The sequence below is a fragment of the Streptomyces sp. CNT372 genome (genome assembly GCF_000377145.1).
On the sequence record NZ_KB897779.1, the window covers coordinates 363,907 to 385,739 of the forward strand.

Genomic DNA, 21,833 nt, shown 5'->3' on the forward strand with positions numbered 1-21,833 from the left:
GCCGAACCGGTACCCCGCGCACGGCTTCCCGCACCCCGCCCCGGACCCCGGACGCACCCCGCCCCGGACCCCGGACGCACCCCGCCCCGGACCCGGGACGCGCCCCGCGCCGGACCCCGAAAGGGCACCCGCCCGGCGGCGAACACGCGGCGGACATACGGCGGACCCGCGGCGAACACGCCGGGGCCGGGAACACGATCACGGTTCGGGGCGGCGGTCGTTGGGGCACTATGACGAGGTGGCAGCCGCGAGGTCGTCCGACGACTTGCCCGGGCCGCTCCGTCGAGCGGGCCGGGCGACAGGGCGTGCCCTGCACCGTCCGTTCACCGGCACCGCCCGCGGCATCCGCAGGGCGACGCACGCGCACGGCGCGGGCGAGTCGGGTCTCGGCAAACTGATCGAGCTGCACGCGGTCAACGGCGCGGGCGACGTGATGATCACGGTCGCCCTCGCCTCCACGGTCTTCTTCTCCGTCCCGACGGACGAGGCGCGCGGCCGGGTCGCGCTCTACCTCGCCGTGACCCTCGCGCCCTTCGCCCTGCTCGCCCCGGTGATCGGCCCCCTCCTGGACCGCATCCCGCACGGCCGGCGCGCGGCGATGGCCGGGGCGATGCTCGCCCGGGCCCTGCTCGCCGTCCTGCTCTCGGGCGCGGTCGCCACCGGCGGCCTGGAGCTGTATCCGGCGGCGCTCGGCGTGCTGGTGTCCTCCAAGGCGTACGGAGTGGTGCGCAGCGCCGTGGTGCCACGGCTGCTGCCACCGAAGATCTCCCTGGTCAAGGCGAACTCCCGGGTCACCCTCGCGGGTCTGCTGGCGACCGGGATCGCAGCGCCGGCCGGGGTCGGTCTCCAGATGATCGGACCCGAGTGGCCGTTGTACGGGGCGTGCGTGCTCTTCGTGCTCGGCACCTACTGGGCCTTCACGATGCCGCCGAAGGTCGACTCGGCGAAGGGCGAGCGCAAGGCGCACATGCTCACGCACGGCGAGAAGAAGCCGAGCCTGCGGACCGTCGGCCCCTCGGTGCTGCACGGCCTCCAGGCGAACGCGGCCCACCGCGCCCTCTCCGGCTTCCTGATCTTCTTCCTGGCGTTCCTGCTGCGCGAGCACCCGCTGCCGGGCCAGTCGGCGGCGGTGTCGCTCGGGATCGTGGGCGTGGCGGCCGGGGTGGGCAACGCGGTGGGCACGGCGGTGGGCGCCTGGCTCAGAGCCCGCGCCCCGGAGGTGATCATCGCGACGATGCTCTCCCTGGTGCTGACGGCGGCGATCCTCACGGCGGTCTTCTTCGGCACGGGCATGGTCGCGGTCCTCGGCGCGACGGCGGGCTTCTCGCAGGCACTGTCCAAGCTGTCCCTGGACGCGCTGATCCAGCGTGACGTGCCGGAGCAGGTCCGCACCTCGGCGTTCGCCCGCTCCGAGACCCTGCTCCAGATGTCCTGGGTGGTGGGCGGGGCGATCGGCATCGCGCTGCCGCTCAACGGCTCGCTGGGCATGTCGGTGGCGGCGGGCATCGTGGGCGCCGGGGCCCTCGCGGCGGGCCGCGGCCTGCTCTCGGCCTCCCGCCGCAGCACCCAGCCCGGCCGCGCCCGGGTCGCCTGACGCGCCCGTGCTGCCTGACGCGCCCGGGTCGCCTGAGAGGGCCGCGCGGGACCGGCTCAGCCCTACGTCTGGCCGCAGCCGCCCGCCACAGCCCCCCGTACGCCCGCCGCAGCCGCCCGTACGCCCCCACGGGGCAAACGTGCCGCCGCGCCGTACCCCCGCGACGCGGGGACCACCGGGCCCGATAGCCTTCGGAGCATGACCGTTGCGTTCTTCTCCGGCAAGCGCCGCCGGGCCGTCGCCGCTCTCGGCGTCGTGTCCGCCGGGCTCCTCGTCCTCTCCGCCTGCGACAAGCCGACCCCGCTCGCCACCGTGACGGTCGGTTCGGACTCCGTCAACACCGAGGCCACCTGCTACAACGACGGCAAGGCCCTCAAGGAGTCCGAGGTCCAGGACTGCCTCACCAAGGGCACCCCCACCAAGATCTCCTTCAGCATGGACGACAAGGTCCGCCTGGGCGTGGACCCGGAGATCGCCGACAACGGCTGGACGCTGCTCTTCGGCACGCAGCCGGTCGAGCAGGAGCCGTACAAGAAGACGTACCGGACGATCCCCGGCAACGCGTTCTTCTCCTCGCAGACCGGTGAGCCGACCGACAAGGCCGACGTCAACATCCTGGAGACGCAGGGCAAGAAGGTCATCGGCATCTACCGCTTCCAGTTCGAGAAGAAGGACGCCTGACCCCGCCGTCCCCAAACGGCACGGAGCGGAGGGTGCCCGGGATGCGCGTCCTCGTCGTGACCGCCGTCGAGGCGGAGGCGTCGGCCGTCGCCGGACCGTCCTGCGGCGACGGCCGACCGGGCGCCCTGCCCGGCGGGTACGCGCTGCTGCGCTCCGGCCCGCTGGACGTCCTCGTCGCCGGGGTCGGGCCCGCCGCCGCGGCGGCGGGCACCGCGACCGCGCTGGCCGTCGCCGGGCCCGGGGCCTACGGGCTCGTCGTGTCCGCCGGTATCGGCGGCGGCTTCCCCGGCCGGGCGCCCGTCGCCTCCCTCGTCGTCGCCGACGCGATCGTGGCCGCCGACCTCGGCGCCGAGACCCCCGACGGCTTCACGCCCGTCGACGCCCTCGGCTTCGGCCGCGCCGTCCACCACCCGCCCGCCGCCCTGTCCGCGCGCCTCGCGCGGGAGACGGGCGCCGTCCACGCCCCCGTACTGACCGTGTCGACCGTGACCGGCACCGCCGGGCGGGCCGCCGAGCTCACGGCGCGTCACCCCCGGGCCGCCGCCGAGGCCATGGAGGGCTTCGGCGTCGCGGAGGCGGCCGTCGCGCACGGTCTGCCGGTCTGCGAGATCCGCGCCGTGTCCAACCCCGTCGGCCCGCGCGACCGCGCCGCCTGGCGCATCGGCGACGCCCTCGCGGCACTGGGCGGGGCCTTCGGCCGGCTCGTCCCCGTCCTGCGGGCGCACCCGCCCCCGTCCCGACCGGAGTCGTCATGAGCCTGAAGATCGCCTACTCGCCGTGCCCGAACGACACCTTCGTCTTCGACGCCTGGGCGCACGGCCGCGTCCCCGGCGCCCCGGAGCTGGACGTCACCTTCGCGGACATCGACGTCACCAACGGGATGGCCGAGCGCGGGGAGCTGGACGTCCTCAAGGTGTCGTACGCGGTGCTGCCCTGGGTGCTCGACGACTACGCGCTGCTGCCCTGCGGCGGCGCGCTGGGCCGGGGCTGCGGGCCACTGGTGCTGACGCGCGAGCCCGGCGTCGACCTGACCGGCCGGACGGTCGCGGTGCCGAGCGAGCGCTCGACGGCTTACCTGCTGTTCCGGCTGTGGGCGGCGGACGCGGTCCCGGGCGGGATCGGCGAGGTCGTGGTGATGCCGTTCCACGAGATCATGCCCGCGGTACGAGACGGGAAGGTGGACGCCGGTCTGGTGATCCACGAGGCCCGCTTCACGTACGGGCAGTACGGGCTGCACTCCCTCGCGGACATGGGCGAGCACTGGGAGGCGACGACCGGCCTGCCGATCCCGCTCGGCGCGATCATCGCCAGGCGGTCCCTGGGCGCGGACACCCTGCGGCGCCTGGCGGACGCGGCGCGCGCCTCGGTGCGGATGGCCTGGGACGACCCGGCGGCCTCCCGCCCGTACGTCCTGGAGCACGCGCAGGAGATGGACCCGGCGGTGGCCGACCAGCACATCGGTCTGTACGTCAACGAGTTCACCCACGATCTGGGCGTCGACGGCTACGCGGCCGTGCGGGGCCTGCTCACGCGCGCGGCGGCCGAGGGGCTGGTGCCGCCCCTCAGGCCGGACGCGCTCGCGTTCGTGTGACGGTGCTTCGTGTGTTCGTGTGACGGTGACGTCGGTGTGGTGGTGGCGGACGGGAGCGGAGGTTCTTCCGGGCTCAGACGTCGAGTTGGTCGGCGACCGCCCGCAGCAGGCCGGCGATCTTCTTGCCCTGGGTCTTCTCGGGGTAGCGCCCGCGCTCCAGCATCGGCGTGATGTTCTCCAGGAGCGTGGTCAGGTCCTGCACGATGGACGCCAGTTCGTCCGGCTTGCGGCGCTGGGCCGCGGCGACGGACGGGGTCGGGTCGAGCAGGGTCACGGACAGTGCCTGGTCCCCGCGCTGGCCGGCCACCACGCCGAACTCGACCCGCTGGCCGGGCTTGAGCACGTCGACCCCGGACGGGAGCACGGAGGAGTGGACGAAGACGTCGCCGCCGTCGTCGCGGGAGAGAAAGCCGAAGCCCTTCTCGCTGTTGAACCACTTGACCTTGCCGGTGGGCACGTCTGTCCTCGTCCTCGTACTCGTGGGGCGCCGGTGGCACCGCATGCGGGGCGCCGGAAACCGGCTCTGGATAGCACTACAGCGGGTCGCCCTGACCCGCCAACCCCAAGGCTAATGGTCCAGAGGCTGGTGACAAGACGTCCCCGAACGGTTCCTGCGCGCTGGGGAACTACCCTGGCCGAATGACTGCTACTCCTCCGGCCGCCTCCGCCGACTCCGCCGCCCCGGGCGACGGTCTGGTTCGCGTCGGCGCGATCGTGTTCATCGTCGGCGCGGTGGCCACTCTGGTCACTGTTGCCCCGCTGTTCCTGGGCACCGAGCCGTTCCCGACAGTGGCGTACGCCGTGTCGATGCTGATGGGAGTGGGTTTTCTGATCGCCGGGGCCGGGGTGCTGCGGTCCATCGCGGCGCAGCGGCGTCAGGCCGGATCCGCTCGGTCCTGACCGCGCTCCGGCCGGATTCCGCCCGTCCGTTCGGGCGGTGGGCGCCCGGATCCGGCCGCGGGGCGGGGCCGGACACGCGCCGTCCGCTGCCGGGGCGGGGCCGGTGCGCGGCCGGGCACGCGCCGTCCGCTGCCGGGCCGGGGCCGGGCGGGGGCGTCCGCCTGTGGGCCGCGGGCCCCTCGCGGGTCAGACGGCCGCCGGGCGGCCGACGAGATGCCCCTCCAGCCAGGCCGGGAACGCGGTGAGGTCGGCCAGGACCACGTCCGCGCCCGCCGCGCGCAGCGCCGCCTCGTCGCAGGGCCCGGTGGGCACCGCGACCGAGAGCGCGCCGGCGGCCCGGGCACCGCGCACGTCGCCGATGTGGTCGCCGACGTACACGCTCGCGCCGTGCTCGCGCAGCGCCTCCGCCTTTGCCTCCGCCCACAGCCAGCCGATCGTCTCGTCCGGCTCGATGCCCAGGTGGGCCAGGTGCAGCCTGGCGTTCGGCTCGTGCTTGGCGGTGACGACGACCGCCCGCCCGCCGAGCGCGCGCACCGCCGTGATCGCCTCCCGGGCGCCGGGCATCGCGGGCGTCGGCCCGACCGCGTACTCGGGGTAGATCTCGCGGTAGCGGTCGCCCATCTCCCGCACCCGCTCGTCGGGGAACCAGTGCGCCAGCTCCTGTTCGAGCGGCGGGCCGAGCCGGGTGACGGCCAGGTCGGCGTCGATGAACACCCCGGTCTCGGCCGCAAGGGCCGTGTACGCGGCGTGGATGCCGGGCCGCGAGTCGATCAGCGTCATGTCGAGGTCGAAGCCGACGGTGAACGGCGGCCGGGCGGCGGGCTGCGAGGTCATGGGCCCATTGTGCCGAGGGGGCGGGACGGGCCCGGGGCGGGGGGACGGACCCGAGGGCGGGCCGGGCCCGGGACGGAGGGGCGGGCCCGAGGGCGGGACGGGCCCGAGGGCGGGACGGGCGCGGGGCGGGGGGACGGACCCGAGGGCGGGCCGGGCCCGGGACGGAGGGGCGGGCCCGACCTGCGGGGCCCGTCCCGGGGTCAGCGCACCCGGGTCGCCGTGCGGGCCCGCCACAGCAGGTACAGGGCCGTGGCGACGGCCGCGCCCTTGAGGACCCACGGCCAGGTCCCGGTCAGCACCTCGCGCATGCCGTCCTGCGGGATCGGTTCGCCCCAGCGGCCGTTGACCCGCCCCCAGAGCCAGACCAGCCCGCCCGCCACCGCCGCGCCGGGCAGATAGAGGACGGCGGTCTTCGACTGCCCCGCCGTCAGCCGCCGTGAGCCGTACGCGATGAGCCAGCCGCCCGCGAGCGGCAGCAGGGAACCGAGCACCGCGCCGGTCAGCAGCAGCGCGGCGGCGAGGAGCAGCAGCGGGTTGGCGAGCCGGACCCGGGCCGGGGTCGCCGCCACGACGGGTTCGGCCTCCACCACCTCGGGCGGGCCGGCCCGGCGCAGCACCCGGGGCAGCCGGGCACGCAGCCGTCGGTGGGCGGGGGCCGCCTCCGTCCCGGTCCCGTCCCCGGCGTCCGCGTCCTCGTCGCCGGTACCGGTGCCCGGGGCCCGGTCGTCCTCCTCCGGGGGCGGACGCAGTATCTCGGGCACCTCGATGCCGCCGACGAACCCACCGACCCGTTCCCCGGCGCCGAACGGCCCGGTCTCGGTCCGCCACCAGTCGGGGCGGGCGGCGGCGGGGCCAAGTTCGTCCATGCCCGCGAGGTGGGGCGGCGAGGCGCCGGCCGGCGCGGCGGGCGCGTCCAGCGCGGGCGCCTGCTTGTCGCGGGGGCGGGGCCGGGGGATCCGGAGACGGCCGCGGGGGCGGGTGGGCGGGCCGTCGGGCCCCTCCCCCGCCGGTCCGGGGCCGGCAGGTGCGGATCCGGCGGGGGAGTCCGCCGGGGCGGTCGCGGCCGGGCGTGGCTCCGGGGCGGAGGCGGCGGGTCCCGTGCGGGCGGCGCCGGGGTCCGCGCCGGTGCCGGTCCGGTCCGGCCCCGGGCCCTCCGCTCCCGGGTCCGGCAGCGGCACGCCGGGCGCGGGCCCCGCGTCCCGGTCCCCCGTGGACGCGCCCGAGCCCGTGGACCAGCCCACCGGCGTGGCCGTGGCCGTACCCCGGTCCGTGGCCGTCTCCGCGGCGGAGGCGACCACCTCCGCCGGGGTGCCGAGCCGGCCGAGGATGCGCCGGACCCCGGCCGGGCTGCCGCCGCCGGTCCGGGACCGCTGTTTCTCGATCTCGCCGCGCAGCGAGGTCACCAGCCGCATCCGGTCCCCGGACGGCAACTGGGCCTGCTGGGCCAGGTCGCCGACCCGGCTCAGATAGTCGTAGACGAGCTGATCGCTCTCGATCCCCACGGCCGTCCCCCGCGCTCCCCTGCGTCGCTCACGTCGTTCGCGTCCCTGCCCCGCCGCCGCCACGGCCAGGCCGCACCTCACACCCCGCCGCGTACCGCGGAGCGGGCCGCCCTGCCCCCGACGGTAGCGCTCCAGCGGCTACCGTGGGGCGGATGGGGACGATGCCCGAGGGAAGCGGTGGCAGCGGCGGCGCCACCGGACCGCGCACGCTCGCCGAGGCGCTGCGCGCACGCGCCGACGGGGAGCTGGCGGCGCTGCTGCGCGCCCGGCCCGATCTGCTGAGCCCGGTGCCGAACGACGTCACCCAGCTCGCCACCCGCGCCGGCACCCGGGCCTCCGTGGTCCGCGCCCTGGAGCGCCTGGACCGCTTCACCCTCCAGACGGCCGAGGCGCTCGCGGTCGCCCCCGACCCGGCGCCGTACGCGACGCTGAGCGCCCTGCTCACGGGAGACGAACCGGACCCGGCGATCGAGGCCGCCCTGCCGGGCGCCCTCGCCGAACTGCGCCGCCAGGCCCTGGTCTGGGGCGGGGACGACCGGCTGCGGCTGGTGCGCACCGCCCGTGAACTGCTGGCGCCCTCCCCGACCCGGCCCTCCCCGACCGGTCTCGGGCCGACCGTCTCGGAGGCGACGGCCGGGATGTCCCCGGGCCGCCTCCAGGAGATCGTCGCGGCGGCCGGGCTGCCGCCGACACACGATCCGGTGTCGGCGGTCGCCGCGTTGACGGCCCTCTTCACGGACCGGGAGCGGATGGGGCGGCTGCTGGACACCGCCCCGCCGGAGGCCCTGACGGTCCTGGACCGGCTGGTGTGGGGTCCGCCGTACGGGGAGGTCACGGCCACGCCCGCGCCGCCGGTGCGCTGGCTGCGGGACCGGGGTCTGCTGCTGCCCGCGTCGGCGCGCACGGTGGTGCTGCCCCGGGAGGCGGCGCTGCATCTGCGTGCGGGGCGGGCGCACCGCACGCCGGAGCCGGTGCCGCCGGAGCCCGTGGTGACCGCCGAGCGCCGTCCACAGGTTGTGGACAGCGCGGCCGCCGGGCAGGCGTACACGGCCCTCGCCACCGTCGAGGACCTGCTGAAGGACTGGCACGAGGGCGGCCCGGCGGTGCTGCGTTCGGGCGGGCTCTCCGTCCGCGACCTCAAGCGCACGGCGGTGGCCCTGGACACGAGCGAGCCGTTGGCCGCGTTCTGGCTGGAACTCGCCTACGCGGCCGGGCTGCTGGCCTCCGACGGCGAGGCGGACGAGCGGTACGCGCCGACCCCGGCGTACGACGAGTGGCTGGAGCGCCCGGCGGCGGACCGCTGGGCGGACCTGGCCTCGGCGTGGCTGGCGGGGACGCGCGCCCCGGGGCTGGTCGGCGGCCAGGACGGCAAGGGCCGGGCGCTCTCCGCGCTCGGCCCGGACCTGGACCGCTCGGCGGTCCTGGAGGTCCGGCTGCGGGTCCTCGGGCTGCTCGCCGCCCTCCCGGAGGGGGCCGTTCCGGACCCGGACTCGGTGCGGGAGCGGCTGCGCTGGGAGCGCCCGCTGCGGGGGGACGCGTCGGCCCGGGCGTCGGCGGCGGTGGCTCCGGGACCGGGGGGCGCGCGTGATCTGCGCGACCGGGCGGTGGACTGGACCCTCTCCGAGGCCGAACTGCTGGGCGTGACGGGGCGGGGCGCCCTCTCCGCCCACGCGCGGGCGCTGCTGCCCCCGGAGGCGACCGGCCCGGGCGCGGGCGCGGACCTCCCGGACGCGGGCGAAGTGCCGGGCACGGGCGGGGCCCCGGGAGCGGGCGGGGCCCCGGGCGCGGACCGGACTCCGGAAGCGGGCGCCCCGGGAGCGGGCGCTCCGGGCGCGGACCGGACTCCGGAAGCGGGCGCTCCGCAAGCGGACCGGACTCCCGGCACCGGCCGCACCCCGGAGGACGCCGAGGCCCGCCGGGCCCGGGCCGTCGCCCTCCTCGCCCCGCTTCTCCCCGAGCCGCTGGACCACGTCCTGCTCCAGGCCGACCTCACCGCCGTCGCCCCCGGCCCGCTGGAACGCCCCCTCGCGGAGACCCTGTCCGTCCTCGCCGACGTGGAGTCCAAGGGCGGCGCCACCGTCTACCGCTTCACCCCCGGCTCGGTGCGCCGCGCCCTGGACGCCGGCCGCACCGCGTCCGACCTGCACACCTTCCTCGCGGCCCACTCCCGTACGCCGGTGCCGCAGCCGCTCGGCTATCTGATCGACGACGTGGCCCGGCGCCACGGCCACCTGCGCATCGGCGCGGCGGGCGCCTATGTCCGCTGCGACGACGACACCCTGCTCGGCGAGATCCTGGCGGACCGGCGCGCCCAGTCCCTGGGCCTGCGCCGGCTCGCGCCCACCGTGCTGGCCGCCCAGGCGGACCCCGGCACGCTGCTGGCGGGCCTGCGCGCCATGGGGTACGCGCCGGCGGCCGAGTCGGCGGAGGGCGATGTCCTGATCACCCGCGCACACGCCCGGCGCACCCCGCCACGCACGCCCCCGGCGCCCGTCCCGGACGGCCCGCCGGTCCCGGACCGCACCCTGCTCGGCGCGGCCGTCCGCGCGATCCGGGCGGGCGACCGTGCGGCGACGGTGGAACGCAAGCCCGTCCCGTCCGCCGCCGCGCGCCCCCTCGCCAACGGCGAACTCCCGCGCACCACCGCCGCCGAGACCCTGGCCACGGTCCAGGCGGCGGCCCTCACCGGCTCGGCCCTCTGGATCGGCTACGTCAACGCGGACGGCGCCGCCAGCCAGCGCGTGATCGCCCCGGTGCGGGTGGAGGGCGGCTTCGTGACGGGCTACGACCACACGGCGGAGGAGGTCCGCACCTATCCGCTGCACCGCATCACGGGCGTCGCGGAACTCGCCGACGACTGAGCCCGCGGACGACTGAGCTCGCGGACCAGCCGACAACCGGCCTCGCCGACGACTGGGGACGCCCCGGCCCGGGAGCCGGACGCGCACTCAGGACCCGGAGGCCGGCACGACCTTCTCCGCGCCGATCCGGCGCGCCCGCTGCGTGCCCCACGCGCCGAGCGGGGCCAGCGCCGCGTTGAGCGAGACGCCGTCCTCGGTCAGCGAGTACTCGACCTTCGGCGGGACCTGCCGGTACACCTCGCGGTGGACCAGCCCGTCCTCCTCCATCTCCCGAAGATGCTGGATCAGCATCTTCTCGCTGACGCCCGGCAGTCCCCGGCGCAGCTCGGCGAAACGCCGCGTCCCGAAGGTGTCCAGCTCCCACAGGATCAGCGGCTTCCACTTGCCACTGACCACGTCCATCGCCGCGTCGATCCCGCAGAAGTACGGGCCGGACCGGGTCCGGCCGCCCGGCTTCCCCTGCCCGCCACTCGCCGTCCGCTCCGCCATCCCGGCCCGCCTCCCCGCACCCGTACTCCCCGTACTCACCAGAAGGTAAGTACCCCACCAATTAGTCCGTACTGGTCAACGGTAGCTGCAGCGACCACGATCGGGACAACGGCGGAACAACGCCGCCGCAACCCTGCCGAAGCGAGGAGCCGAGACCATGACCGGAACAGCGCCCGCCACCACACCCGTGACCGTGCTCGGGCTCGGCGCGATGGGTGCCGCCCTCGCCCGCACCCTGGTCGCGGCCGGGCACCCGACCACCGTGTGGAACCGCTCGCCGGGGAAGGCGGAGGCGCTTGTCGCGCTGGGCGCCGAGGCCACCGCCACCCCCGGGGAGGCGGTCCGGGCGAGCCGGCTGGTGATCGTCTGCCTGCTGGACCACGCCTCCGTCCGCGAGGTGCTCGACCCGCTCACCGGCGACCTCACGGGCCGCACCCTGGTCAACGTCACCACCACCTCCCCGGACCAGGCCCGCACCTCGGCCGCCTGGGCCGCCGACGCGGGTATCGACTACCTGGACGGCGGGATCATGGCCGTGCCCGAGATGATCGGCGCCCCCGGCTCCTCGATCCTCTACAGCGGTTCGGCCACCGCCTTCACCGAGCACCGGAAGCTGCTGGACCTCTGGGGCGAGAGCGAGTTCTCCAGCGAGGACGCCGGTCTCGCCTCCCTCTACGACCTCGCGCTGCTCGCCGGGATGTACGTGATGTTCGCCGGCTTCCTCCAGGGCGCGGCCATGGTGGCCCCGGCGGGGATCACCGCGCGCGAGTTCGCCGCCCGGTCCGCGCCGTGGCTGTCCGCGATGACCGGCGGCCTCGCCGAGTACGCGGAGGTGGTCGACGGCGGCGACTACACCGCCCCGGGCCAGCAGAGCCTGCGCTTCTCCGACCTCGGCGACATCCTCGCCGCCGCCGCGGAACAGGGCGTCGGCGACGAGCCGGTCGCCATGGTCCAGCGCCTCATCCGCCGCCAGATCGACGCGGGCCACGGCGACGAGGGCTTCGCCCGCGTCTACGAGAGCATCCGCCGCGGCCCCCGCTGAACCGCGGGGCCGCCCGCCGACGTTCCGCCAGGTCCCGCGACCGGCGTACGGGATAGGGACGCAAGTCAGCGCATCGCTGCGGCCTTCTGGTCCAGCAACCCACCGACGAGCACATCCACATCGGTCCACGGGTTGCTGAGGTGGCCCTTCTCTGCACTGGCTCGCAACGTTCCTGCCCGCGCGCAGGCCCGACCGTGCAACGTGCGCAGCGACTCATAGTCCACATGCTTCCGGTCGGATCGATAGCCACAGACGTCGAGTTGTTCCAGCGCCCGCTGAGCGGCCACCGAAGTGCGGTAGCCGTGGAGATCCTGGAAGTGGAGCAGCAACCAGAGCTCGAAGCAGGGGTTCGACAGGGCCACCTTGATGCCGTGATCCCTTGCCGTGCGCAACGCCGACGCGAGGTCGGGGTGGGGCACGGGTGCCTCCACGTCCATGACACACCACACATCGTCGTAGGCCGCCGAGCGGTCGGCTCGGCTCGTGGGAGCTCGCTTCTTGTGTTTCACTGCGGCCCGGACCAACTCCGTGGGGACCCCGTGCGCCGGGCCGAGTTCGATCTGCACGGGGATTCCCCGGAGGTCGGTCTTCAGACCTCGGAAGTACTGGTCCTCCGTGCACTCCCCCTCGCAATAGATGAGGACCCTACGCAGCTCCGGGCGCCGACTTCTCCCCCGGGTCAGCGACTTTCCCCGCCCCATGGGCCCCTCCGCTCGACAGGTCATTCACCAGACGCTTCAGGAGCGCGTCGTCGAGATACGGCAACGCCCCATAACGACCGGACAAGTACCGTTTCTCGATGTTGTCCTTCGCCGCCCTCGAATCCCTTACGTGGAAGTCTGTGACGGGGAAAAGCCGGGTAGCACAGGTATCGGCGTCCTTCTCGGTGAACCAGATCTGGTCACGGAAGAGTTCGGTTCTGGCATTGCCCCCTAGGAGGGACGCTTCGTGTGTCGTGAACACCAGCTGTGCACCGTTGCGATTGGTCTCGGGATTCTGGAAGAGACCGACAAGCGCATCCGTGAGATACGGATGCAGGCGGGCATCGAGTTCATCGACGCACAGAACACCGCCGTCGCGCAGGGAAACGACAACCGGGCCGAGCATCCCGATCCAGGTCCGGGTCCCACTCGACTCCTCATGGATGTCCAGCCCGAACACCCCTTCATGGGTGCGGTGTTCCACCTGGACACGATGGCGGGGAAACCCTTCCACCCTCCTCAGACGCTTCCCCAGGGCCTTCTCTAGCGCCTCGGTGACCCGCCCCTGCTCCGCCTTCATGTGCTCGTCCTGGTCCCGGACGTGCAACCCTTCGACCCCAAGGTCCGCGAAGCGCAGCAGCTCTGCCAGAGAAGCGGGCATCTGCCGCACCTCCCCATCTGCGGGCCGGCGGAAAAGCTCCACCGTGAAGTCGAGCCGTTCGGCGAAGTCGTTGTCCGTGGCAACTCTGATCCCGTTGCGGAACCACCGGTACAGCACCCCGAGACGTTCATGACCCTGAGCTGCTGCAACGGACAAGTACAGGCTGTTGGGACGCAGGAGTTCCGAGATCGTCTTACGACGCCCGGTGAGCCAGCGACCGAATTTCACTGATGCCGGGCCATCCCCCGTGCGCTCGTAGAGCCGTCGGCGGTTTCCTTCCGGAAAGTAGAAGAGCCACTCCTCGAGCACTTTCTCGTCGTCCACCGTGAAGCCGTACTCGTACCGCGTCCCGTCCACGACGAGATCCATCTCGTAGGTGCTCGGGAAGGCTCCCGGGTCGCTGCGCAGCTGAAACGGTCGGCGGGGCACGCCGCCGCCCGGGTCCCAGCTGCGGAACGATGACAGGACAGCCCACCGCATCCACATCACCGCGCCCAGAGCGTTGGACTTGCCGGATGCGTTGGGGCCGTAGACAGCGGCGACCGGTACTGCGTGGTGCGAGCTTCCGGGCACTGACCGTTCCGCCCGGTCGGGCCGCCGCACACCGTCAGCGATCAAGGACAGAGCCTGCTCGTCCCTCAGTGACGCATGGTTGGTGACACGGAAACGGAGTAGCATCCCGACCCCTCTCTGCGCACTCGGCCATGCTGTTTGTGTGGCGTTATCGTCGGGTCCCGACGATAACGCCACACAAACAGCAAACACCACCCCCTTCACCCGTCCGGGAAGCCTCCCGTGCTCCCGTTCGCTTCCCAGTTCCTCTCCCAGGAGCGGAGCCCCCACCGGGACGCCGGGTGCGGCACACTGGAGGTTTGGCCCGCGCCGAAGGGATGCACGTACGTGAACGGACCCCTGATCGTCCAGAGCGACAAGACCCTCCTCCTGGAGGTCGACCACGAGCTGGCCGACGCCTGCCGTCGCGCCATCGCGCCCTTCGCCGAGCTGGAGCGCGCGCCGGAGCACATCCACACCTACCGGGTGACCCCGCTGGGGCTGTGGAACGCGCGGGCCGCCGGGCACGACGCCGAGCAGGTGGTGGACGCGCTCGTCGAGTACTCCCGCTACCCCGTGCCGCACGCGCTCCTCGTGGACGTCGCCGAGACGATGGCCCGGTACGGGCGGCTCACCCTCTCCAAGCACCCCGTGCACGGGCTGGTCCTCACCACGACCGACCGGCCGGTGCTGGAGGAGATCCTGCGGTCCAAGAAGATCCAGCCGCTGGTCGGCAACCGGATCGACCCGGACACCGTGGCCGTGCACCCCTCCGAGCGCGGGCAGATCAAGCAGACGCTGCTGAAGCTGGGCTGGCCCGCCGAGGACCTGGCCGGGTACGTCGACGGCGAGGCCCACCCCATCGAGCTGGCCGAGGACGGCTGGGCGCTGCGCCCGTACCAGACGCAGGCCGTGGAGGGCTTCTGGCACGGCGGCTCGGGCGTCGTCGTCCTGCCCTGTGGCGCGGGGAAGACCCTGGTGGGCGCGGGGGCGATGGCGCAGGCGAAGGCGACCACGCTGATCCTCGTCACCAACACCGTCTCGGCCCGCCAGTGGAAGCACGAGCTGGTGCGGCGGACCTCGCTGACCGAGGACGAGATCGGCGAGTACAGCGGCACCAGGAAGGAGATCCGCCCGGTCACCATCGCCACCTACCAGGTGCTGACGACCAGGCGGAAGGGCGTCTACCCGCACCTGGAGCTGTTCGACTCCCGCGACTGGGGCCTGATCGTCTACGACGAGGTGCATCTGCTGCCCGCCCCCGTCTTCAAGTTCACCGCCGACCTCCAGGCCCGCCGCCGCCTCGGGCTGACCGCGACCCTGGTGCGCGAGGACGGTCGCGAGTCGGACGTGTTCTCGCTGATCGGGCCGAAGCGCTTCGACGCCCCCTGGAAGGAGATCGAGGCGCAGGGCTACATCGCCCCGGCCGACTGCGTCGAGGTCCGGGTCAACCTCACGGACTCGGAGCGGCTCGCGTACGCGACGGCCGAGACGGAGGAGAAGTACCGCTTCTGCGCGACCACCGCGACCAAGCGGAAGGTCGCCGAGCGGCTGGTCCGCAAGCACCGGGGGCAGCAGATCCTGGTCATCGGCCAGTACATCGACCAGCTCGACGAACTCGGCGAGCATCTGGACGCCCCCGTGATCAAGGGCGAGACGCCGAACTCCCAGCGCGAGAAGCTGTTCGACGCCTTCCGCAACGGCGAGATCAGCGTGCTGGTGGTCTCCAAGGTCGCGAACTTCTCGATCGACCTGCCGGAGGCGACCATCGCCATCCAGGTCTCGGGCACCTTCGGCTCCCGCCAGGAGGAGGCCCAGCGCCTCGGCCGGGTGCTGCGCCCGAAGGCGGACGGCCACAAGGCGCACTTCTACTCGGTCGTCGCCCGCGACACCATCGACCAGGACTTCGCGGCGCACCGCCAGCGCTTCCTGGCGGAGCAGGGCTACGCCTACCGGATCGTGGACGCGGACGACCTGCTGTCCGGGGCGGCGGAACCGGAGGGCGAGCAGGCGTAGCGGCGGCGTCGCGGGGTCACGGGGTCGTCGCGTAGCGGGGTCGAGGTGTCACGGCGGCACGGGGGCGCGAGGGCGCGGGGTCACGAGGGCGCAGACTCGCGGGGTCGCGGCCTCGCAGGGCTCAGTCGGCGAGGGCGAGCAGCGGGCCCGTGACCAGCAGGCCGTACTGGAGCCACAGCAGCGTCGCCCGGGTGGTGCGGCTCAGGGTGTCGCGGGAGGCGGCGGCCGCCACGGAGCCGGGGAGCAGGGAGAGCCCGAGTGCCCACAGGGCGGCCAGGGCGAAGCCGCCCGCCGCGCCGTCGCCCGGCTCGTAGGCGTCGGTCAGCATCAGCAGGAAGGTGCCCAGCAGCGCGGGCACGAAGAGGGCGAGCCCGATCAGCGCGGCGACGCGGGTGCCGCCGGTGGAGACCTCTTCGGGGTCGCGGAGCAGGTTCGACGTGGTCATGGGTCCAGCACACCGGACGGCCGGGGCGGGCCCATCCGCACGGGTACTCAGGCACGTACTCATCGGGTCCGCCGCGTACTCACACACACGGCGGGTCCGCTGCGAGGGGGCGGGTCAGCGGCGGCGGACGCCCGCCGCCTCGCCGTATTCGCCCAGGACCGTCACCGAGAACAGGGTCTCGGTGAAGACCTTGACCGCGCGCAGGGCGTTGCCGAGGCGGTGCGGGGCGTGGTGGACGGAGCCGGTGGCCGTGGCACCGCGGCGCGGGGCGGGGCCCGGACCGGCCGGGTTGCCTGGGGTGAAGGTCGCTGTGCTCATGTATCCAGAGTGGACCCGTTCACCCGCTCGGAGCATCGGCCGCGGGGACCGATCACGGGCCCCCGCGCGTACGACTCGCGGCAGAGGCCGTCCCCTTCAAGGAGGACGGACGCCCCTGAGGGCCCCTGACCCGGGATCCGGCGGGGAGGGCCCGGCCGGGCGGGCGGCGCGGAAAGGCGTTCACGGCCGGGAAGGGCGTTCGCGGCCGGGCGGGCGGCGGGGAAAAGCGTTCGCGGCCGGGCGGGCCGCTGGCTAGAATCGCCGGCTTGCCCCGGGTCGTGCCCGGGACCTCCCCGCCTCCCTCGCCGGAGTGCCGCCGCCCGGTTGGAAACCGGCCGGTCCGCCATGTCCTGATCACGCAGCAGCGCCCTTCCGCGGCGGCCCGCTGTGTCCTGTCGAGCCGGAGGCAGCCCCGTGCCCGCGCACGTCCCCGACCCCGCGTCCCCGACCACCGAACCCGGCCACGGCCCCGGCCCCGGCGGGGATTCCGCCGCGCCGGTCCATGACGACCCCCTCGCGCGCGAGCAGGCGCACCTCGCCGCCTCCCGGGCCGCGCTGCGCGCGATGCGCGAGGAGGTCGAAGGACTCGACATCCGGGACGTCACCGCGAACTGGGTCAACGCGGCCGTGCTGGAGTCGCAGATCGAGCAGCGCGTCAAGGCGCTGGCCGACCTCGCGCACACCCCGCTGTTCTTCGGCCGCCTCGACTACCTCCCCACCACCCAGGAGGGCCAGAGCTTCTACATCGGCCGCCGCCATGTCCACGACGCCGACGGCACGCCCATGGTGATCGACTGGCGCGCCCCCGTCTCCCAGCCCTTCTACCGCGCCTCCCGCAAGGACCCGCACGAGGTCGCCCTGCGCCGCCGCTTCGGCTACACCGGGGGCGGGCTGACCGCGTACGAGGACGAGCACCTGACCGACCCGGACGAGGCCGACCGGACCTCCGCCCTCCTCCAGGCCGAGATCGAGCGCCCGCGTGTCGGCCCGATGCGGGACATCGTGGCGACGATCCAGCCCGAGCAGGACGAGATCGTCCGCAGCGGCCTCGCCGGCACGGTGTGCGTGCAGGGCGGGCCCGGCACCGGGAAGACGGCCGTGGGCCTGCACCGGGTCGCGTACCTCCTCTACGCGCACCGGGAGCGGCTGGCGCGCACCGGCACCCTGGTCATCGGACCGAACCGTTCCTTCCTGCACTACATCGAGCAGGTGCTGCCCGCGCTCGGCGAGCTGGAGGTGAGGCAGTCCACGGTGGACGAGCTGGTCGCCCACGTCGAGGTGCGGGGCACCGACACCGCCGAGGCCGCCGTGGTGAAGGGCGACGCCCGGATGGCGGCGGTCCTGCGCCGGGCACTGCGCTCGCACGTCGTGCCGCCCACCGAGCCGGTCGTGGTGGTCCGCGGCTCCCGGCGCTGGCGCGTCCCGGCATACGAACTGGCTGAGATCGTGGAGGAGTTGCTGGCCCGCGACATCCGCTACGGGGCCGCCCGTGAGGCCCTGCCGCAGCGGATCGCGCACGCGGTGCTGGTGCGCATGGAGGAGTCCGGGGAGGCGCCGGACGACCGGGTGCAGGACGCGGTCGCCCGCAACGCGGCGGTGAAGGCGGCGGTCAAGGAGATCTGGCCACCCGTCGACCCGGCGAAGCTGGTGCTGCGGCTGCTGTCGGACGCGGAGTTCCTGGCCACCCACGCGGAGGGCCTCCTCACGCCGGACGAGCAGTCGGCGATCCTGCTGGCCCGGCCGCCGCGCGGCCCGCGCACCGCGAAGTGGTCGCCGGCGGACGCCGTGCTGATCGACGAGGCGACGGACCTGGTGCGGCGCACCCAGTCGCTCGGCCACGTCGTCCTCGACGAGGCGCAGGACCTCTCCCCGATGCAGTACCGGGCGGTGGGCCGCCGGTGCACGACCGGGTCCGCGACGGTCCTGGGCGACCTGGCGCAGGGCACCACCCCGTGGGCGACGGACTCCTGGGCGCAGGCGCTGGCGCACCTCGGCAAGCCGGGGGCGGCGGTCGAGGAGCTGACGGCGGGCTTCCGTGTGCCGCGCGAGGTGATCGCGTACGCCTCGCGGCTGCTGCCGCACATGTCGCCGGGGCTCGCGCCGGTCTCCTCGGTCCGCGAGAACCCCGGTTCCTTCACCGTCCGGGCCCTCGGCCCGGCGGACGGGGCGGAGCCGGACGGGGCGGAGCCGGACGGGGCGGAGCCGGACACGGCCGGGACCGCCCCGCAGCCGGAGCCCGACGCGGCCCGGACCGCCCGGGAGCCGGGGCGGGACGCGGCCGTCGTCGCGGCCTGCGTCGAGTCCCTGGAGCGGGAGGGCTCGATCGGTCTGATCGCGGCGGACGCCCGGATTCCGGCCCTGGCGGCGGCGCTCACCGCCGCGGGCCTGCCGTATCTGGCCCCCGGAGAGGAGACCACGGCCGTCTCCCGGCTGACCCTGGTCCCGGCCTCCCTCGCCAAGGGCCTGGAGTACGACTACGTGGTCCTGGACGAGCCCGCCGCCGTGGTCGCCGGCGAACCGGACCGGCGCACCGGCCTGCGCCGGCTGTACGTGGCCCTGACCCGTGCGGTCTCGGGCCTGGTCGTGGTGCACGCGGAGCCGCTGCCGGACGAGCTGGCCGGCCCCGCGGCCCCCGCCGCCCTGTGAGCCGCGTCTCACCGTGTCAACCGGTCGGGGGGCGCGGTGCGTAGTCGCGTGTGAGTACGACCTGACCAGCAAGGAGACCGCCGTGACCGGAAAGCCCGTGGCCGAAGCACCCCCGGCCGAAGCGCCCCCGGCCGGAGTGACGCGTTGACCGAGGAGGAGTTCGCCGCCTTCTACGCGCACTCCGCCGGGCGCATCACCGGCCAGGTGTACGTCATGACGGGGGACTTCCACGAGGCGCAGGACGTCGTGCAGGAGGCGTTCGTCCGGGCCTGGGACCGCCGCCGGGTCCTGGACCGGGGGCTGGGGCCGGAGGCGTGGGTGCGCACCGTCGCGTGGCGGCTGGCCGTCAGCCGGTGGCGGCGGGCGCGCCGGGGCAGGCTGGCCTGGCTGCGCAGCGGGGCCGGGGGCGCGGTGGCGGAGGGCGTCCCGGACCCGGGGGCGGTGGACGTGGCGTCGGCGCTGCGGCGGCTGCCGCCCCGGCAGCGGCAGTGCGCGGCGCTGTACTACGTCTGCGATCTGCCGGTGGACGCGGTCGCGGCGGAGACCGGCCTCTCGACGGGCACGGTCAAGACCCATCTCGCCCGGGCCCGCGCGGCCCTCGCCACCAGCCTGGACGGCCCGTCCCGTGCCGGTGACCGGGCCCGGGCTCGTGCCGGTGACCTGTCCCGTACTTCCGACCCTGCCCGCCCCGCCCACGCCGTGGAGGACCGTGATGCCTGAAGGGACGACCGGAGGGACGCCCGGGGGGACCCCGGAACGCGCGGACGACCGGGTGGCCGCGCTGCTGCGGGGCGCCGCCGGGGCGGCGTCCTCGCACGCCCGCCCGGCGGGGCTCGGCACCATCGCGGCGGGGGGCCGGCGACGCCGGCGCCGCCGGCTGGCTGTGGCGGCGGGCGCGGGAACGGCCTGCGCGGCGGCGGTCGTCGCGTTCACGGTGGCCGCGCTGTCGGGGCCGCCGCGGGGCGCCGAACTGCCCGCCTCACCGGACGTGGTGCCCACCGCCCCGCCGTCCGGCACCGAACCGACGGGCGGACCGAGCGGGCTGCCGACCGCACCGCCGACAGGCGACGCCTCGGTCTCCGTCCCCCCGGAGTCCCCCGAGGGCTCGGACTTCCCGACGGGCACGGACTTCCCGACGGGCTCGGACACGCCGACGGGCACGGACTTCGCGACAGGCACGGCCACCTCCGGGTCCCCGGGCGCGGGCCCCACGGGCAGCCCGCCCCCGACCGGCGGTGGCCCGCGCACCTCGCCCCCGGCGACGACCACGCCGCCGGGCGGGTGACGGAGGGGGGACGGGCAGCCGGGTGTGACTCCGGTCTCAGGCGTCAACCCCGCGTGGCGCGCCGGGCGTAGGACGGGCGACACACCACCCACGCGAGGAGCCCGCCGATGACGCCACCGACTGCGCCGGCCACGGGACGGCGGCGTCGCCCGGGTGAGGGTGGAGCGCCCGACGGACGCGTGTGCGCCGGGCGAGGGACCGCCGCCACCCGGCCGGCGCTTCGGGGCGGGCGGTGCGGTGGGAGCGCCGAGGCGGCCCCGGACGCGGGGAAGTTGGGGCCGGGTACTGCCCCGGGGGCCCCGAGCCGGGTCCGCGTCCGGGCGGGTGCGGTGGCGCGGGCGGCGTGGCCGGTTCTCGCCGTGCAGGCCGCCGCGGGGGCGCTGCATCTGCTGATGCTCGCGCTGCTGCACCGCCCCGAACGCGGCACGCTGCGGGACCACGTGCTCGCGTGGGACGCCCGGCACTTCCTCACGATCGCGACGGACGGCTACCCGGACGGCTTCACGTACACGCCCGAGGGCGAACTCACCGGCAACGAGCTGGCGTTCTTCCCCCTCTATCCGCTGACGGTCCGGGCGGTGGGCGCGGTCACGGGCACCGCGCCGGAGGCGGCGGCCCTGCTCGCGACACAACTCGCCTTCTTCGCCGCGCTGTTCGCGGTGCACCGGCTGGTGCTCTCGCTGCACGGTCCCCGGACGGCCCTGATCGCGATCGTGCTGCTGGCCGCCGCGCAGCCGATGGGCGTGGTCTTCCTGATGGGTTACAGCGAAGCGCTGCTGCTGGCGCTGGCCGCCGGGGCGCTGCTCGCCTGCCGGCGGGAGGCGTGGCTGACGGCGGGCGCGGCGGCCTGCCTGGCCGGGCTGACCCGGCCGACCGCGGCGGCGGTGACGCTGGCGGTCGCGGTGGCGGCGGTGCAGTTCGTGGTGCGGGAGGGGCGCATCGGGTGGCGCCCGGTGGCCGGGGTCGCGCTGGCGGGGGCGGGGATACCGGCGTATGTGCTGTGGGTGGGCGACCGGCTGGGCCGCTGGGACGGCTGGTTCCGGGTACAGGAGGCGGGCTGGGGGACGCACTGGGACACGGGCGCGCAGTTCGCCGGCTTTCTGCCGGGGGCGCTGGCGCGGGAGACGGGCTGGGTGCCGGTGAGCACGGCGGTGCTCGTCCTGGTGCTGATCCTGCTCACGGTGGCGGCCTGGCGCACGCCGGGGTGGTTGCCGCTGCTGGTGTACGGGACGGGGGTGGTGGTGATCGCGCTGGGGCAGAGCAACTACTACCACTGCAAGCTGCGGATGCTGGTCCCCGCGGTGATCTTCCTGCTGCCCCCGGCCCGGGCGCTGGCCGCGGCGCACCCGCGGACGGCGGGGGTGTGCATGGCCGGGGCGGGGGTGTTCGGGGCGTGGTACGGGGCGTCGATGCTCACGACGTGGCCGTACGCCATCTGACCGGGCCCGGCCGCCCTTTCGACCGGGCCCGCCCCGCGAGCCCCGGCCGCGCGCCCGACCGGGCCCGCCGCTTCGACCCGTCCGGCCTCTGGGACCGGGCCAACCTCTCCAGCCCGTCCGGCGATTGAGGACACGGCCGCAGGCCGTGCCGCGACCACCGGGAGTCGGCGCACCCCGAAGCCGAGCCCCGCCCACGCCTCGAACGCCGGCAAGGCTGGGTAGTCGGGGCCGGCCAACCCCGCAAAGCCGTCCCACCCCCACGCCTCAAACGCCGGC

The 21,833-nt window shown here is 75.1% G+C and carries 21 protein-coding genes; 13 read left to right on the forward strand and 8 right to left on the reverse strand.

The window, feature by feature from the left end:
- The first annotated feature begins 238 nt into the window (after positions 1-238).
- The 4 genes from C593_RS0109530 (at position 239) to C593_RS0109545 (ending at position 3,866) form a co-directional block, all read left to right on the forward strand.
- Positions 239-1,594 carry an MFS transporter gene (locus tag C593_RS0109530; RefSeq protein ID WP_026277533.1) on the forward strand — a complete coding sequence of 452 codons (1,356 nt, stop codon included), beginning with the start codon at positions 239-241 and terminating at the stop codon, positions 1,592-1,594.
- Positions 1,595-1,792: 198 nt separating this feature from the next.
- Positions 1,793-2,275, forward strand: coding sequence for a hypothetical protein (locus tag C593_RS0109535; protein ID WP_018847070.1), 483 nt, complete (start codon positions 1,793-1,795; stop codon positions 2,273-2,275).
- Positions 2,276-2,316: 41 nt separating this feature from the next.
- On the forward strand, positions 2,317-3,030 hold the full coding sequence (locus C593_RS0109540) for a futalosine hydrolase (RefSeq protein ID WP_018847071.1): 714 nt from the start codon (positions 2,317-2,319) through the stop codon (positions 3,028-3,030).
- Positions 3,027-3,866: a 1,4-dihydroxy-6-naphtoate synthase gene (locus tag C593_RS0109545; protein ID WP_018847072.1), complete on the forward strand. Its 840-nt coding sequence runs from the start codon at positions 3,027-3,029 to the stop codon at positions 3,864-3,866. Before C593_RS0109540 ends, C593_RS0109545 begins: the two co-directional genes overlap by 4 nt.
- 73 nt (positions 3,867-3,939) lie before the next feature.
- On the opposite strand, the gene C593_RS0109550 is transcribed toward C593_RS0109545, so the two are convergent.
- A complete protein-coding gene (locus tag C593_RS0109550; RefSeq protein ID WP_018847073.1) occupies positions 3,940-4,323 on the reverse strand; it encodes a cold-shock protein in 384 nt (127 codons plus the stop codon).
- A gap of 182 nt (positions 4,324-4,505) precedes the next feature.
- Between C593_RS0109550 and C593_RS0109555 the strand changes: the two genes are divergently transcribed.
- Positions 4,506-4,766 carry a hypothetical protein gene (locus C593_RS0109555; protein ID WP_018847074.1) on the forward strand — a complete coding sequence of 87 codons (261 nt, stop codon included), beginning with the start codon at positions 4,506-4,508 and terminating at the stop codon, positions 4,764-4,766.
- A 186-nt stretch (positions 4,767-4,952) separates the two neighbouring features.
- Here C593_RS0109555 and C593_RS0109560 read toward each other — a convergent pair whose 3' ends face one another.
- A complete protein-coding gene (locus C593_RS0109560) occupies positions 4,953-5,600 on the reverse strand; it encodes an HAD family hydrolase (protein ID WP_018847075.1) in 648 nt (215 codons plus the stop codon).
- Positions 5,601-5,800: 200 nt separating this feature from the next.
- On the reverse strand, positions 5,801-7,102 hold the full coding sequence (locus C593_RS0109565) for a hypothetical protein (protein ID WP_018847076.1): 1,302 nt from the start codon (positions 7,100-7,102) through the stop codon (positions 5,801-5,803).
- Positions 7,103-7,254: 152 nt separating this feature from the next.
- Between C593_RS0109565 and C593_RS0109570 the strand changes: the two genes are divergently transcribed.
- Positions 7,255-9,963, forward strand: coding sequence for a helicase C-terminal domain-containing protein (locus C593_RS0109570; RefSeq protein ID WP_051093655.1), 2,709 nt, complete (start codon positions 7,255-7,257; stop codon positions 9,961-9,963).
- A gap of 87 nt (positions 9,964-10,050) precedes the next feature.
- On the opposite strand, the gene C593_RS0109575 is transcribed toward C593_RS0109570, so the two are convergent.
- A complete protein-coding gene (locus C593_RS0109575; protein ID WP_018847078.1) occupies positions 10,051-10,452 on the reverse strand; it encodes a winged helix-turn-helix transcriptional regulator in 402 nt (133 codons plus the stop codon).
- Positions 10,453-10,609: 157 nt separating this feature from the next.
- On the opposite strand from C593_RS0109575, the gene C593_RS0109580 reads away from it, so the two are divergent.
- Entirely contained in the window at positions 10,610-11,494 is an 885-nt protein-coding gene (locus C593_RS0109580; protein WP_018847079.1) for an imine reductase family protein, read from the forward strand.
- 65 nt (positions 11,495-11,559) lie between these two features.
- On the opposite strand, the gene C593_RS0109585 is transcribed toward C593_RS0109580, so the two are convergent.
- Together C593_RS0109585 and C593_RS0109590 are read right to left on the reverse strand one after the other, a co-directional pair.
- Entirely contained in the window at positions 11,560-12,219 is a 660-nt protein-coding gene (locus C593_RS0109585; protein WP_486591099.1) for an RloB family protein, read from the reverse strand.
- Positions 12,140-13,474, reverse strand: coding sequence for an AAA family ATPase (locus tag C593_RS0109590; protein ID WP_486591100.1), 1,335 nt, complete (start codon positions 13,472-13,474; stop codon positions 12,140-12,142). The genes C593_RS0109585 and C593_RS0109590 overlap by 80 nt, the downstream gene beginning before the upstream one ends.
- Before the next feature lie 282 nt (positions 13,475-13,756).
- On the opposite strand from C593_RS0109590, the gene C593_RS0109595 reads away from it, so the two are divergent.
- Positions 13,757-15,424, forward strand: coding sequence for a DNA repair helicase XPB (locus C593_RS0109595; protein ID WP_026277535.1), 1,668 nt, complete (start codon positions 13,757-13,759; stop codon positions 15,422-15,424).
- A gap of 121 nt (positions 15,425-15,545) precedes the next feature.
- On the opposite strand, the gene C593_RS0109600 is transcribed toward C593_RS0109595, so the two are convergent.
- Both C593_RS0109600 and C593_RS0109605 read right to left on the reverse strand, forming a co-directional pair.
- The gene (locus C593_RS0109600) at positions 15,546-15,869 is read right to left on the reverse strand and encodes a hypothetical protein (RefSeq protein ID WP_018847083.1); all 324 of its coding nucleotides are present in this window, start codon (positions 15,867-15,869) and stop codon (positions 15,546-15,548) included.
- Positions 15,870-15,983: 114 nt separating this feature from the next.
- Positions 15,984-16,187, reverse strand: coding sequence for a hypothetical protein (locus C593_RS0109605; protein WP_018847084.1), 204 nt, complete (start codon positions 16,185-16,187; stop codon positions 15,984-15,986).
- A gap of 414 nt (positions 16,188-16,601) precedes the next feature.
- Here C593_RS0109605 and C593_RS0109610 point away from each other — a divergent pair, with 414 nt between their 5' ends.
- From C593_RS0109610 to C593_RS32945, 5 genes are all read left to right on the forward strand, one after another.
- A complete protein-coding gene (locus C593_RS0109610; protein ID WP_018847085.1) occupies positions 16,602-18,833 on the forward strand; it encodes a UvrD-helicase domain-containing protein in 2,232 nt (743 codons plus the stop codon).
- A gap of 144 nt (positions 18,834-18,977) precedes the next feature.
- Positions 18,978-19,553: a SigE family RNA polymerase sigma factor gene (locus C593_RS29240; RefSeq protein WP_018847086.1), complete on the forward strand. Its 576-nt coding sequence runs from the start codon at positions 18,978-18,980 to the stop codon at positions 19,551-19,553.
- Positions 19,546-20,118 carry a hypothetical protein gene (locus C593_RS0109620; protein WP_158686812.1) on the forward strand — a complete coding sequence of 191 codons (573 nt, stop codon included), beginning with the start codon at positions 19,546-19,548 and terminating at the stop codon, positions 20,116-20,118. Before C593_RS29240 ends, C593_RS0109620 begins: the two co-directional genes overlap by 8 nt.
- Positions 20,119-20,477: 359 nt before the next feature.
- A complete protein-coding gene (locus C593_RS0109625) occupies positions 20,478-21,557 on the forward strand; it encodes a glycosyltransferase 87 family protein (RefSeq protein WP_199790010.1) in 1,080 nt (359 codons plus the stop codon).
- Positions 21,539-21,685, forward strand: a complete 147-nt coding sequence (locus C593_RS32945; RefSeq protein ID WP_158686813.1) for a hypothetical protein — start codon at positions 21,539-21,541, stop codon at positions 21,683-21,685. Before C593_RS0109625 ends, C593_RS32945 begins: the two co-directional genes overlap by 19 nt.
- Positions 21,686-21,833 lie beyond the last annotated feature (148 nt).